At 40.0% G+C, this 12,335-nt stretch carries 15 protein-coding genes; 5 read left to right on the top strand and 10 right to left on the bottom strand.

All coding sequences use genetic code 11. The features are described from left to right. Window positions 1-300 precede the first annotated feature (300 nt). From rplS to K7X70_RS00520, 3 genes are all read right to left on the bottom strand, one after another. Window positions 301-648 carry a 50S ribosomal protein L19 gene (gene rplS / locus K7X70_RS00510; RefSeq protein WP_062546321.1) on the bottom strand — a complete coding sequence of 116 codons (348 nt, stop codon included), beginning with the start codon at window positions 646-648 and terminating at the stop codon, window positions 301-303. 220 nt (window positions 649-868) lie between these two features. After that, window positions 869-1,159, bottom strand: coding sequence for a hypothetical protein (locus K7X70_RS00515; protein ID WP_222535248.1), 291 nt, complete (start codon window positions 1,157-1,159; stop codon window positions 869-871). A gap of 200 nt (window positions 1,160-1,359) precedes the next feature. Further along, window positions 1,360-1,653 carry a hypothetical protein gene (locus K7X70_RS00520; RefSeq protein ID WP_222535249.1) on the bottom strand — a complete coding sequence of 98 codons (294 nt, stop codon included), beginning with the start codon at window positions 1,651-1,653 and terminating at the stop codon, window positions 1,360-1,362. A gap of 124 nt (window positions 1,654-1,777) precedes the next feature. On the opposite strand from K7X70_RS00520, the gene K7X70_RS00525 reads away from it, so the two are divergent. Next, a complete protein-coding gene (locus K7X70_RS00525) occupies window positions 1,778-2,134 on the top strand; it encodes a hypothetical protein (protein WP_222535250.1) in 357 nt (118 codons plus the stop codon). Window positions 2,135-2,154: 20 nt separating this feature from the next. On the opposite strand, the gene trmD is transcribed toward K7X70_RS00525, so the two are convergent. The 3 genes from trmD to K7X70_RS00540 all read right to left on the bottom strand — a co-directional run bounded on the left by trmD (window position 2,155) and on the right by K7X70_RS00540 (window position 4,082). Then, entirely contained in the window at window positions 2,155-2,832 is a 678-nt protein-coding gene (trmD, locus tag K7X70_RS00530; RefSeq protein ID WP_062546325.1) for a tRNA (guanosine(37)-N1)-methyltransferase TrmD, read from the bottom strand. 14 nt (window positions 2,833-2,846) lie between these two features. Further along, window positions 2,847-3,374, bottom strand: a complete 528-nt coding sequence (gene rimM, locus K7X70_RS00535) for a ribosome maturation factor RimM (RefSeq protein ID WP_222535251.1) — start codon at window positions 3,372-3,374, stop codon at window positions 2,847-2,849. 138 nt (window positions 3,375-3,512) lie between these two features. After that, window positions 3,513-4,082, bottom strand: coding sequence for a 30S ribosomal protein S16 (locus K7X70_RS00540; RefSeq protein ID WP_222535252.1), 570 nt, complete (start codon window positions 4,080-4,082; stop codon window positions 3,513-3,515). 452 nt (window positions 4,083-4,534) lie between these two features. On the opposite strand from K7X70_RS00540, the gene K7X70_RS00545 reads away from it, so the two are divergent. Continuing rightward, complete coding sequence (locus K7X70_RS00545) at window positions 4,535-4,855, top strand: heavy metal-binding domain-containing protein (protein ID WP_187667086.1); 321 nt, start codon at window positions 4,535-4,537, stop codon at window positions 4,853-4,855. Between the two features lie 74 nt (window positions 4,856-4,929). Here K7X70_RS00545 and pfkA read toward each other — a convergent pair whose 3' ends face one another. The 4 genes from pfkA to K7X70_RS00565 all read right to left on the bottom strand — a co-directional run bounded on the left by pfkA (window position 4,930) and on the right by K7X70_RS00565 (window position 9,094). Next, on the bottom strand, window positions 4,930-5,913 hold the full coding sequence (gene pfkA / locus K7X70_RS00550) for a 6-phosphofructokinase (protein WP_222535253.1): 984 nt from the start codon (window positions 5,911-5,913) through the stop codon (window positions 4,930-4,932). Then, on the bottom strand, window positions 5,906-7,639 hold the full coding sequence (locus K7X70_RS00555; protein WP_222535254.1) for a protein-disulfide reductase DsbD family protein: 1,734 nt from the start codon (window positions 7,637-7,639) through the stop codon (window positions 5,906-5,908). The genes pfkA and K7X70_RS00555 overlap by 8 nt, the downstream gene beginning before the upstream one ends. A gap of 229 nt (window positions 7,640-7,868) precedes the next feature. Next, window positions 7,869-8,318, bottom strand: a complete 450-nt coding sequence (locus K7X70_RS00560; RefSeq protein ID WP_062546331.1) for a protein-disulfide reductase DsbD domain-containing protein — start codon at window positions 8,316-8,318, stop codon at window positions 7,869-7,871. Then, window positions 8,315-9,094: a biotin--[acetyl-CoA-carboxylase] ligase gene (locus K7X70_RS00565; RefSeq protein WP_222535255.1), complete on the bottom strand. Its 780-nt coding sequence runs from the start codon at window positions 9,092-9,094 to the stop codon at window positions 8,315-8,317. The genes K7X70_RS00560 and K7X70_RS00565 overlap by 4 nt, the downstream gene beginning before the upstream one ends. Before the next feature lie 41 nt (window positions 9,095-9,135). On the opposite strand from K7X70_RS00565, the gene rsfS reads away from it, so the two are divergent. Genes rsfS through K7X70_RS00580 form a run of 3 tightly spaced genes read left to right on the top strand, consistent with a single transcriptional unit; the run spans window position 9,136 to window position 12,333 of the window. Further along, window positions 9,136-9,510, top strand: coding sequence for a ribosome silencing factor (gene rsfS / locus K7X70_RS00570; protein WP_222535256.1), 375 nt, complete (start codon window positions 9,136-9,138; stop codon window positions 9,508-9,510). 30 nt (window positions 9,511-9,540) lie between these two features. After that, window positions 9,541-11,631, top strand: a complete 2,091-nt coding sequence (ftsH, locus tag K7X70_RS00575; protein ID WP_222535257.1) for an ATP-dependent zinc metalloprotease FtsH — start codon at window positions 9,541-9,543, stop codon at window positions 11,629-11,631. A gap of 57 nt (window positions 11,632-11,688) precedes the next feature. Then, a complete protein-coding gene (locus K7X70_RS00580) occupies window positions 11,689-12,333 on the top strand; it encodes a LutC/YkgG family protein (RefSeq protein ID WP_062546335.1) in 645 nt (214 codons plus the stop codon). The last annotated feature ends 2 nt before the right edge of the window (window positions 12,334-12,335 follow it).

Raw genomic sequence — 12,335 nt, forward strand, 5'->3', positions numbered from 1 at the left:
AAAAGGCCATAGCGTGTACCATGAATTTAGGTTCCCAGAATGAGAACTCTCATGGATTTTGCACCGATACGTGGGAATTAATTAACAGACAGCCTTCGGCCATAGGCAATACTTCCTTCCGTTCTAAAGCATCCTTGCCATATTTTCCGGTAATTACTCGAATCCTTTTTTTTATAGGTAACTCTTGGCATCAGGGGCAAAATACCGCCGAATACTTTTGAAATGCCTCATTGAAAAGGAGAACAAAAAAACCTCCCCGATTGGGATCGGGAAGGCTATTATGCTTTTTGACTAGAGAGATTAAACTCTTCTAGATTTGATACGAGCTGCTTTACCAGTTAATTCACGTAGATAGAATAATTTCGCTCTGCGAACTTTACCGTGGCTGTTAACCTCTATTTTAGCGATATTAGGCGAATTGATAGGGAATATACGTTCCACACCAATACCATTAGACATTTTACGAACAGTAAACGTTTCATTAGCACCTACACTATTACGTTGTAATACTACACCTTGGTAAATTTGAATACGTTCTTTATTACCTTCGCGAATTTTATAGTGAACACTCACTGTATCTCCTGATTTGAATGCAGGAAACTCATTTTTTGCGATTACCTGCTCTTCAACAAATTTTACTAAATCCATGATTTTAAGCTATTAAGCCGACTTTTTGTTGTTTAAAATCGGACTGCAATATTAGGAATTATTTTTTATAAATGAAAGCGATTTCTGTTTTTTTCCACATTCTTTAACATTTCCACATTTCATTCTTTGGCATTTCCACAATTAAAACCCCTGCAAAGCTGTTTTTTGCTTAAAAAATATTTTTTAGCGATTTGACTACCAGCAATGTGAGTGATTTAAATTAGGCTTCTTCATTAGGCTGAGACTCTTCGGCAATAAGCTGTGCCAGGCTTTTCTCTTCTATAGGATAATTGGCGAGCTCACCGCGCCCCAATCCAAAGATCCCCTCCAGCATAATTACTGTTGCATAAGGGATATCAGCCTTTCCATTTATAGGAAGCTTCCTGTAATTGTGAAAGGTATTAAAAGCGATGTTCAAGTATTTAGGAATTAACCTGCTTGCCGCTTTATAACTCTTAAGGTTCAACTTGTTCATTTCTTCTTCAATTTTGTACTTCCTTGGTTCTTCCATTATTTTTTTTGGTTTTGCGATTAACAATTAGAAATTGATTTCATTGAGATTAAGTACAGTTTATTTCTAATTAAACAATTATTAGATTGCAATTATATAAATAAGCACCGACTATACATAATTTATTTCTGTTTAGCGTACTTATTATCACCAAAGGAATTTAAATTGGAGACTTCACCTGGCAGCTATTTTAAGCAGGGTCATTGCAAACGCGCTTTATTTAAAGTTGGCTGCATTAAATCCTTCAGGTTACTGATCTCAATTGGATCTGTTCTTAAAGTGCCTGGCGCCATACCAAAAAGCTGCTCCATCATTACAACTTTTTCATAGGGAATATCCTGAGTTTCGGTTCCTAAAATATTCCGATAATTATGGAAAGTATTTAGAGAAATGCCCAAAATTTTAGGGAGGCTCTGTATGGCCATTCTATACTCTTTTACATTGAGCTGGTGGAGGTAATCATTGATTTTATACTTTCTAGAGGCTTCCATCATATCTTTTTAAAAAAAATAATATTTAAAGTGTATTTTTATCAAAATTATGAGCCTAAACACATAATTTACTAGAACTAAAATACTTATTATTTTTAGCAAAATCACCAAATATTCCTATTTTTTTATGAATCTAAAAAGTACAGTGGACGGGATCTTAAAGAAAAACAATCGAAGATTCGTTTGGTTGGCTGATAAAATGGATCGGACATTTGATGGATTAAAGCTGAGTCTCACCACTGGCTCCATCAAGTATAGGGATATAGAAAAGATGGCAGAAATACTGGAAGTTCCTCCCCAGACGTTTTTTAGCCACTTGACAACCCCTCTCTCAGATCCGGCAGGAAAAGGGATTCGCAGCAATATTACACCTGAATACGGTGAATTAAAACAAGCTTTAAAGAGCTGCAAAGAATTAAATGCAGCTTTAAGGGACCAGATCAAAGATAAAGACCAGATTATCGCATTGCTCAGTAAGAATTAGCCGGTAATTTGGATCCAGAGTTAGTCGGTCAATAAATCTGGCCTCCGCTGCTGAGTACGCAGCAAGGCCTGCTCATGACGCCAGTCGTTGATTTTTTGCTCATGACCACTCAACAAGATCTCCGGCACTTTATGTCCGTTAAAATCGGCTGGACGTGTATATACTGGCGCATCTAGTAATTCTCCCTGAAAACTATCTGATAAAGCTGAGGTTTCGTCATTTAACACCCCTGGGATCAACCGGACAATAGCATCCACCAGGACGGCTGCAGGCAGCTCTCCTCCGGACAATACATAATCGCCGATGGAAATCTCTCTGGTTACATATAAATCTCTTATACGCTGGTCTATGCCCTTATAATGGCCGCACAAGATCATGATGTTTTCCTTGCCCGACAACTCATTCGCGATAGTCTGGTTAAAAGTAACACCATCCGGGCTCATAAAAATAACCTCATCATAGGTTCTTTCCGCTTTCAGGGCTTCAATACAGCGCGCAAAAGGCGGAATAGACATCACCATTCCACTTCCGCCGCCATAAGGATAATCGTCCACGCTTTTTTGCTTATTCGTGGAATAATCCCTTAGGTTATGGACTACTATTTCGGCAATCCCCTTAGTCTGCGCACGTTGTAAAATAGAGTGTGCAAAAGGGCTGTCCAATAAAGCAGGTAATACAGATATGATGTCAAAACGCATAGGGCAAAGGTAATTTAATTTTCCAGGTAAATGTCTAATAAACCATCAGGAAGGTGTACACGGAGGGTACTTTCTTCTTCATCAATCTCCACGATCAGGTCGTCATTGAGTGGAAACATAATTTCTTTTTCCTGATAAATCACTGTAGCCACAAATTGCTGAGGGTATTCATTTACTTCAGTAATTTCGCCTAATTCCCCATGATTTTCATCAAAAACCAGGTATCCTTCCAGGTCGTTGTAATGAAATTCATCATTAGAACGGTCTGGCATTTTTGTGAGCGGCAAATAGATTTTTTTCTTCAATAAAGGCTGAGCTTTATCGATATGGTCTACATCATCGAAATAGATGTTGGCAGTATTATTAACTTGTAATTTATAAGTAGAGACAAAATAAGGGACTAATTTCCCATTAAAATCAGCAAAAACGACATCCAGTTCCAACAAATCAGGCTCATCATATTCAAAAAATAGCTGTACCTCTCCTTTTAATCCTTTAGTCTTGGTGATGTAACCAACGTAAAATGCTTCTTCAATCTTCATAATCGTATCCTTAATGTTTCCAGGCTTTCCTGAAATTGCCTCTTAAAATGCCTAGCCAAAAAATCTGGCTTAAATGAAAATAGCGAAGAATACATTCCAATGGAAGATTCTTCGCTATTGTTCAGAATAACAAAAATATTATGCTTGTTCTTCTTTGTTTTCTTCTGTTGCAGGAGCTTCTTCAGTTGCAGGAGTTTCCTCAGCTGCTTCTTCAGTTGCCACTTCTTCTTCAACAACTTCTTCTGCTACTGGAGCATTTTTGATTGCTAAAGCAGCTGCGCGATCTGCATTTTTCTTAGCTTCAGCAGCTAAAGCAGCTTTCTTAACTTCATCTTTAGATTTAGTCAAGTTGTCTTTTTTACCTTCGATTTGACCGTCTTTACCCACTAACCAAGCAGCAAATTTAGCTTCTGCCTGCTCTTCAGTTAAAGCGCCTTTTTTAACACCACCTTGTAAATGTTTTTTATATAAAACACCTTTGTATGAAAGGATAGCACGACAAGTATCCGTAGGCTCAGCACCTTTGTTAACCCAGTCTAAAGTTTTATCGAAGTTGATTTCGATGGTTGCAGGATTGGTGTTTGGGTTGTATGAACCTAAACGCTCAATGAATTTACCATCTCTTGGTGAACGAGAATCCGCTACCACTACGTGGAAAAAAGGCTTACCTTTTTTACCGAATCTTTGCAATCTGATTTTAGTTGCCATTTGTTATATAGTTTATGTATTCAACATAGTTCCCGGAGCAACGCGCTTGCGGGAGTGCAAAAGTAAGTAAAATCCTATTGATTAGCAAGATGCATTATTTTTTTATTATTTGAACCCCACTGTACTGATTTGAAGCACAGGAGAATTGAAGGGAAGAAAAAAAAACAGAATGAAATGATTATTCAAGGAAAGGACAAGTGTGGTACAGATTTGCACTGAAGGAGCTGTGGCAGGGGTCTAACAGGGCTTTGGTAGGGCCTTGATATAGTCTATACCCTCTTTACACACCTAATAGCCCTCTTTCGTTGCTGATGCAGCCCACAGCACTTCCCCATTAATCTCTGTTTGTTACATTTCCATTCTTATATTCCAGGAATTGGGATCTTTCCAATTTTAGGCGCAAAATTTGTAACATCGGATTCAGATCCACATCAAATCTAAAAAAACAAATTATGTTAGTCACGACAACAAATTCGATAGAAGGCAGAAAAGTAGTGAAATACATTGGCCTGGTGAGCGGCGAAACGATTATCGGCGCAAACATTTTCAAAGATTTATTCGCCAGTATCCGTGATGTGGTGGGTGGAAGATCAGGTTCGTATGAGCAGGTATTGAGGGAGGCGAAAGACACAGCCATAAACGAAATGCAGCAATACGCGTCAGCATTAGGTGCCAATGCGATTATTGGCGTCGATCTGGACTATGAAACAGTAGGTAGCGGAGGCAGCATGTTATTGGTTGCAGCTACAGGAACAGCAGTTATTATTGAGTAAGGATTAAAAAAAATTCCCCACAAAGTTTTGAACTTTATGGGGAATTATCACCGCCTTATCAGGGCAATATATTTTTATAAAGAAAGGATCTCTACCAGTTTTAACCAGGCTGGAGTGATTTCTTTAGCATCAATATGTTTGATGGCATGGTCAAAAGGCGTAAAGATGATTTCTCTGTTCATCTGTCCAACCATCGCACCTGATTGCCCTGCAAGCAATCCTTCTACGGCAGCAACGCCAAGCGTACTGGCCAATACACGGTCCATACAGCTCGGTTTACCCCCACGCTGAATGTGTCCAAGCACAGAAACTCTGATGTCATATTGAGGGAATTTCTCTCTTAAAACTTCACCCACATTAAACGCACCACCTACCTCATCGCCTTCGGCTACAATGATAATTTTTGAAGATTTGTCTTTTCTTCCGGAGGCCAGTCTCGTCACCAAACCTTCTACGCCCATATTGGCTTCAGGAATCATAATCGCTTCTGCCCCTACACCGATTCCGCTTCTTAAGGCAATCAGTCCGGAGTCACGGCCCATTACTTCTACGATAAACAGGCGGTCATGAGACTCTGCGGTATCGCGAATTTTATCTACTGCATTGATCACCGTATTGATGGCCGTATCGTATCCGATGGTGAAATCCGTTCCTTCCAGGTCATTATCAATTGTACCTGGTAAGCCCACTACAGGGAAATCAAATTCTGTTGTCAGTAAATGTGCACCAGTAAATGTACCATCACCACCGATGACAATCAGTGCATCAATATCATTTGCCTTTAATTGTCTGTAAGCTTCATCTCTACCTTCTTTAGTACGGAAGGCATCGCTTCTGGCTGTTTTCAAGATCGTGCCGCCGCGTTGAATAATATTGGCTACAGATTTACGGTCCATATCGAAGAAATCGCCATGAATCAGACCTTCGTAGCCCCTTAATATACCGGTAACTTTCAAATCATAATAGATTGCCGCTCTTACCACTGCCCTAATGGCAGCATTCATTCCCGGGGCATCACCACCGGAAGTTAATACTCCTATATTTTTAATTTTATTCATTTGGTTTTTCAGCGTTTTTAAATTTATCTAAACCACTTTGTAAATATGCAGCGTACTCCTTTGCGTCGAAAATTGCGCCCTGAGGTTTTACCAGAGGATTCAGGTCATGGCCTGCAAGTACGTAGTAAGGTTGTGAATTCGAGCCATATTTTGTGGCTTGAAAATCTCCGTTCCACCTACCCAGGTCGTCAGTTGTAGTCCTTAAGATTTCCGAATAGTGGATTTTATCTTTCGGCATTTTGATGTTCCGCTCATCCACATAAAGCTGGATCAGGACATATTCATCTTTGATGATTCTTCCTACTTCCTTGTCGATCCAAACTTTATCTTCCATCTTACGGCAGTTCACGCAGGCATGTCCTGTAAAGTCAATAAGAACTGGTTTATTCACGCTTTTCGCGTAGGCTAAACCTTCATCCAGGTCAAAGAAAGCATTGAATCCTACTGGTGGCTTCAGTGTTTCATTATATTTTACGCTGGCAGGGAAGCTATTGGAAGCAGCAGATGCTGATCCTCCTCCATTGCCATTCAGGATAAAATCTTGTGTATTCATTGGCGGTGCAATGCCACTCAAAACATTTACTGGTGCACCCCATAGTCCAGGAACCAGGTATACTGCAAATGATAAAGAAATGATGGCAAAGAATAACCTTGGAACAGAAACATAAGGTACATCGCTATCGTGGGAGAACTTGAGCTTTCCTAGCAGGTAAATACCCATCAGGATAAAGATCACGATCCATAGGGCCAAGAACAACTCACGGTCGAACCATTCCCAATGCCAAACCAGGTCGGCAGCAGAAAGGAATTTCAAGGCTAATGCCAGCTCCAGGAAGCCTAAACATACTTTTACACTGTTCAACCAACCACCAGATTTAGGCATTGCGCTTAAGAATCCAGGGAAGATTGCAGATAAGGTGAAGGGTAATGCCAATGCCAATGCGAAACCAAACATTCCGATTGCAGGGGCAAGAATGTCTCCTTTAGAGCTCGCCTGTACTAAAATAGTTCCGATAATTGGTCCGGTACAAGAGAAGGAAACCAGCGCCAGAGAGGCCGCCATAAAGAATATTCCTCCTAAACCTTTACTATTATCTGCTTTCTGATCAATTTTATTGACCAAAGAGCTAGGGAGTGTAATCTCGAAAGCCCCAAAGAAAGAGATGGCGAAGACGACTAATAAGATAAAGAAGAAAAAGTTAAAGTAGCCACTAGAGCTGAGTTCATTAAGTTTTGCCGAACCAAAAAGTACGGTAATCAATAGACCTAGTGCCACATAAATGACAATAATTGAAATTCCATAGATCAATGCCTGTCCGATTCCACCCTGTTTACTTCCAGCTCTTTTGATAAAATAGCTGACCGTAAGAGGCACCATTGGGAAGATACAAGGCATTAAAAAGGCGATAAACCCGCCCAGTAAACCTGCAATAAACGTTTCCCAAAGGGTTCTGTCTGCTTCTGCAGGAATGGTGGTTTCGGTAGTTGCAGCTGTTGCTTTGGCTGCTGTATCTGTTGCTGTAGTCATTTTGACTGCAGTATCTTTCTTTACCGTGTCTTTAACGATGTTATTTGCGATGCTATCTTGCGAGGAACCTACTTCGGTAAAAACAAGTTCTTCTTCGGTAGCGGCAGTATCTGGTTTTTGTATAGCGGCAAAACCAGTTGAGGTTAGGGCTGCGGTAAACAGCAGCATTAGGCTCAGCATTAAAAATAATCTCTTCATTCTTGTGTGTGTTTTACTTAAAGGCTCACCATAAATGGGGAAAAATCATTTAAACGGCAATTCTCTTTATGATAAGGGCGTGAAATTAGTTATTATTTTTTATTTAAGGCTTTCAATATGGGCGGATGGGCTATAATTTTACGTTGGACGGATAACTCTCTGAATGAATGGGCATAAAAAAAGCGATGAGAGAAATCCCATCGCTAATCCTGTGGTGCTTTTATTCCGTTTATTTCACTGGAATACTGAAACTCACCTCTTCTGGAGGCAAACATTGTTTATCGTTACACACCATAAATTCAACTTTTCCTTTCACGGTTGCAGTTGCTTTATTTAGTTTCACCTTTTGCTGAAAAATCACTTGTTTACCAAAATAACTTACGTTCATTTTGAAATTCTCATCAAAGTAAGTCGTTGCTTTTGGCTCTGTCGTTTTCCCTACCAGGGTATAGTCTTTTGAAGCTGGGAAACTGAAAATGGTTGGACTCGGTCCGCCTGGTTTCAGGGTTTGCGAGTAAATATGCCATCCTTCGTCCATCGTAGCTTTCATATACACAACGGCTTCTGTTTTACTTATTTTTTTTGCGGCATAGGACCAGGTTACCGGTTTCTCTATTTGAGCAGAGGCACCGATCACCGTGAATAATACGAATGACAGGATCAAACTGATTTTTTTCATGTTGTGTGATTTAAAAACTCTATTTCTTTAAAATTGTACTCTTTTTTCTCTCCGTCGACCAGGACAACGAGCATCCCGGCTTCGGTCACTTCAATGATCTTTCCTTCAATTATCTCGCCATTTTGGCGGTAGCTTGAAAGTGTATCAAATTTATACAGTCCACTGACATAATCAGTGATCAGGTCTTTGTAATTTCCTGACTTTAAACGGAGGTACTGCTTTTCAATATTGCTGCAAATTTCTGCTAATACCTGAAATAAATTAACATCCGCTTGTAAAATTCCCTTCATAGAAGTAGCGCGGTTTTCGAGCTCCGGGGCGAAAACCGACTGGTTTACATTGAGGCCAATCCCGATAATACTGGCTTTATAAGTGCTTCCAGCAAGGATATTTTCGATGAGTACACCACCCAATTTACGGTCGTTATGGTAGATATCATTGGGCCATTTGATTTTGATTCCTTCTTGAATAAAAACCTGCAGTGCATTCCTAATACCGATGCTTACGGCCATATTGAGCAGGAATTGCTTCGTTATTGGCAAGAAAGAAGGCTTGAGGTAAATGCTAAAAGTCAGGTTTAATCCCCGTTCGGTATGCCATACATTACTTTGCTGTCCTCTTCCGGCGAATTGGTGATCTGCCATAATAACAGTTCCTTCCGTTAATGGCTCGGATTTTGACACCAAGAGTTTTATAAAGTTATTGGTAGAATCAACCTCTAATAATTTGATAAGATTTTGACCAACAAATAATGTTGAAAAAGTGTTATTTTGCAAGTGTTGATTGTATATTTGTTTATCAAAACTAAAAAATTTTAATGGTAAAAAAGAAAAATGTAATCCTTTCTACATACCTCTCAGAGATAGCCGTAAACGGCATGCAGGAAAAAAAAGGGAAAGATATTGTGCGTTTAGACCTACGTGAACTGAACAGTTCTGTTTCTGACTATTTCATCATCTGCCATGCAGATTCAGCTACCCATGTGAAGGCAATTGCGGATAGCGTAGAAGAAGAAATCTATAAAAAAACACAAACCGATCCCTGGAGAAAAGAAGGACAAGCAGGTGCAGATTGGATCATATTAGATTATTTTGATGTAGTAATTCACATCTTTAAGACTGACAAGCGCGAATTTTACGGTATAGAAGATTTATGGGGTGATGCCCAATCTACTAGCTATCAAAGCGCTTAATCATTTACACAAAAACATTTTTGACTCAAGATGAAAGAGAACCCGAATACAAAACCTAAGTTAATTAAGAGAATACCGAATATTCCTAAAAAGCCTCAAAAAGGCTCTAAATTCAATATTATTTGGGTTTATGGGGCAATTATTTTAGGTCTGTTTTTACTGCAGTTTTTATTTAGTGCAGATACGACCAAGGATGTCACTTACCGTACTTTCGAAACTCAAATGCTTTTGCCTGGTGACGTTGAAAAACTGGTTGCCTATAAACATGAAGACCTCGTTAAGGTTGAAGTGTATATAAAGAAAGACAAACTCAATGAGGAGAAGTATAAAAAGTACATCAGCAAAAATAATTTCGGTACACAAAATGGTCCATTGGTGTATTTTACCGCAGGATCCATGGATGCGCTGGATGCGCAGTTAAAAGAAGCTCAGAAAAATATCCCTCCTGATCAGCAGATCCTGGCGGAAAAAGAGACGAGACAAAGTACTTTTAACTCGTGGTTCTTCACCGTAATTATTCCGGTATTGTTATTTATCGGGTTCTGGATCTTCATCATGCGTCGTATGGGTGGTGGCGCTGGCGGCGGCGGCGGACAGATTTTCAACATTGGGAAATCTAAAGCAACGCTATTTGACAAAGAAAGCCAGGTGAACGTTACATTTAACGATGTTGCTGGTTTAGAAGAAGCTAAACAAGAGGTAATGGAGATCGTCGATTTCCTTAAAAACCCTCAGAAATACACGAATTTAGGGGGTAAAATTCCTAAAGGCGCGCTATTGGTCGGTTCTCCGGGTACTGGTAAAACCTTATTGGCGAAAGCTGTAGCTGGTGAAGCTCAGGTTCCTTTCTTCTCTCTATCGGGTTCCGACTTCGTAGAGATGTTTGTAGGAGTTGGTGCTTCCAGGGTACGTGATTTGTTCAAGCAGGCGAAAGATAAAGCTCCATGTATCATCTTTATTGATGAGGTGGATGCAATCGGTCGTGCAAGAGGAAAAAATAGTATGATGGGTGGAAATGATGAGCGTGAAAATACGTTAAATCAGCTACTGGTAGAGATGGATGGTTTCGGTACGGATTCAGGAATTATCATTCTTGCTGCAACTAACCGTCCGGATGTATTGGACTCGGCTTTACTGAGACCAGGTCGTTTTGACCGTCAGATCTCTATTGACAAGCCTGATTTAGTAGGTCGTGAGCAGATTTTCAAAGTTCACCTGAAGCCTATTAAAACGGATGAAGTGGTAGATGCTAAAAAGCTTTCTGCACAGACTCCAGGTTTTGCTGGTGCTGAGATTGCGAATGTTTGTAATGAAGCTGCTTTAATCGCCGCACGCCGCAACAAGAAATCTGTAGATATGCAGGATTTCCAGGATGCGATTGACCGTGTGATTGGTGGATTAGAAAAGAAAAACAAAATCATCTCTCCGGAAGAGAAAAGAATAGTTGCTTACCATGAGGCTGGTCATGCGATTGCAGGATGGTTCCTGGAACATGCTGATCCATTGGTAAAAGTATCTATTGTTCCTCGTGGTGTGGCTGCCCTTGGGTATGCACAATACCTGCCAAAAGAGCAGTTCCTGTACACTACAGAGCAGTTAACTGATGGCATGTGTATGACGATGGGTGGACGTGTAGCAGAAGACCTTATCTTTGGTAAGATTTCTACTGGCGCACAGAATGACCTGGAACGCATTACAAAATTAGCCTATGCTATGATTACCATTTATGGTATGAATAAGGTAATCGGTAATGTATCTTTCCATGATCCGCAGAATGAATATAACTTCAATAAACCTTACTCAGAGAAAACATCAGAATTAATTGATGTGGAAGTGCGTAAATTAGTTGAAGAAGTGTACGTGAGAACAAAACAACTCTTAACAGATAAAAGCGAAGGACTAGAGAAACTGGCTCAGAAACTTTTAGAAAAAGAGATTTTATTCCAGGCAGATCTGGAAGAGATTTTAGGCAAACGTCCTTTTGACAACCGCACCACTTATGATGAATTCGTAAATGGTACTGGTGATCAGAAACCGGCTGCTGAGGGTCTATTGCACCAAGGTGTTGGTGAGGCAACCGATGTAACGGCTCCTACCAGCCCTGCTCAAACAGAATCTTAAACACATTTATGAGGAACCGCCAGTACGATGATGTGCTGGCGGTTTCTCCTTTTTTTTATGCAAGAAAACCGATCTTCTAAAGAGTTAATACTAAAAAAGATAAGGAAGGCGCTTTTAGAAAAGCGTGACAACCCTTATCCGAATCTGGAAGATACCCCATTGTATCCTAAGAGCGATGAATTCCTGGAAATCATGTTTGCTGAAGAGCTGACTGCCGTTTCCGGTAACTTTATTTATTGTGAAAACGGAATGGATTTCATTGAAAATATGCTGCAACTGGCAGATAGATTCAATTGGAGAAAGATTTATTGCTGGGAACCCGAATTACAAAACCTTTTATCTGAATATGAATTCCCATTTTATCAGACCGATAAGGACTTTGAAATGGCGGAAGTAGGCATTACCCTTTGCGAAGCTTTAATTGCGCGCAATGGCTCAGTGATGGTTTCCAATGAGAATGCAGCAGGGAGAAGGCTGAGTATTTTTCCTCATCATCACATCATCATTGCCAGAACCGGTCAGCTGGTACTGGATTTAAAAGATGCGTTTAAACTCATCAAAAACAAATATGCGGATCAGCTTCCTTCTATGATCAGTACGATTACCGGTCCCAGCAGAACTGCCGATATTGAAAAGACCTTGGTACTCGGTGCACATGGACCAAAGGAATTATTTGTAATTTTAATTGACGATTTTAGCTAATC

It is taken from the genome of Pedobacter polysacchareus (genome assembly GCF_019802255.1).
Lineage (GTDB): Bacteria > Bacteroidota > Bacteroidia > Sphingobacteriales > Sphingobacteriaceae > Pedobacter > Pedobacter polysacchareus.

Coding starts and splice junctions, on each gene's coding strand:
- rplS (WP_062546321.1), bottom strand. CDS start 648: ATGGATTTAGTAAAATTTGTTGAAGAGCAGGTAATCGCAAAAAATGAG.
- K7X70_RS00515 (WP_222535248.1), bottom strand. CDS start 1,159: ATGGAAGAACCAAGGAAGTACAAAATTGAAGAAGAAATGAACAAGTTG.
- K7X70_RS00520 (WP_222535249.1), bottom strand. CDS start 1,653: ATGATGGAAGCCTCTAGAAAGTATAAAATCAATGATTACCTCCACCAG.
- K7X70_RS00525 (WP_222535250.1), top strand. CDS start 1,778: ATGAATCTAAAAAGTACAGTGGACGGGATCTTAAAGAAAAACAATCGA.
- trmD (WP_062546325.1), bottom strand. CDS start 2,832: ATGCGTTTTGACATCATATCTGTATTACCTGCTTTATTGGACAGCCCT.
- rimM (WP_222535251.1), bottom strand. CDS start 3,374: ATGAAGATTGAAGAAGCATTTTACGTTGGTTACATCACCAAGACTAAA.
- K7X70_RS00540 (WP_222535252.1), bottom strand. CDS start 4,082: ATGGCAACTAAAATCAGATTGCAAAGATTCGGTAAAAAAGGTAAGCCT.
- K7X70_RS00545 (WP_187667086.1), top strand. CDS start 4,535: ATGTTAGTCACGACAACAAATTCGATAGAAGGCAGAAAAGTAGTGAAA.
- pfkA (WP_222535253.1), bottom strand. CDS start 5,913: ATGAATAAAATTAAAAATATAGGAGTATTAACTTCCGGTGGTGATGCC.
- K7X70_RS00555 (WP_222535254.1), bottom strand. CDS start 7,639: ATGAAGAGATTATTTTTAATGCTGAGCCTAATGCTGCTGTTTACCGCA.
- K7X70_RS00560 (WP_062546331.1), bottom strand. CDS start 8,318: ATGAAAAAAATCAGTTTGATCCTGTCATTCGTATTATTCACGGTGATC.
- rsfS (WP_222535256.1), top strand. CDS start 9,136: ATGGTAAAAAAGAAAAATGTAATCCTTTCTACATACCTCTCAGAGATA.
- ftsH (WP_222535257.1), top strand. CDS start 9,541: ATGAAAGAGAACCCGAATACAAAACCTAAGTTAATTAAGAGAATACCG.
- K7X70_RS00580 (WP_062546335.1), top strand. CDS start 11,689: ATGCAAGAAAACCGATCTTCTAAAGAGTTAATACTAAAAAAGATAAGG.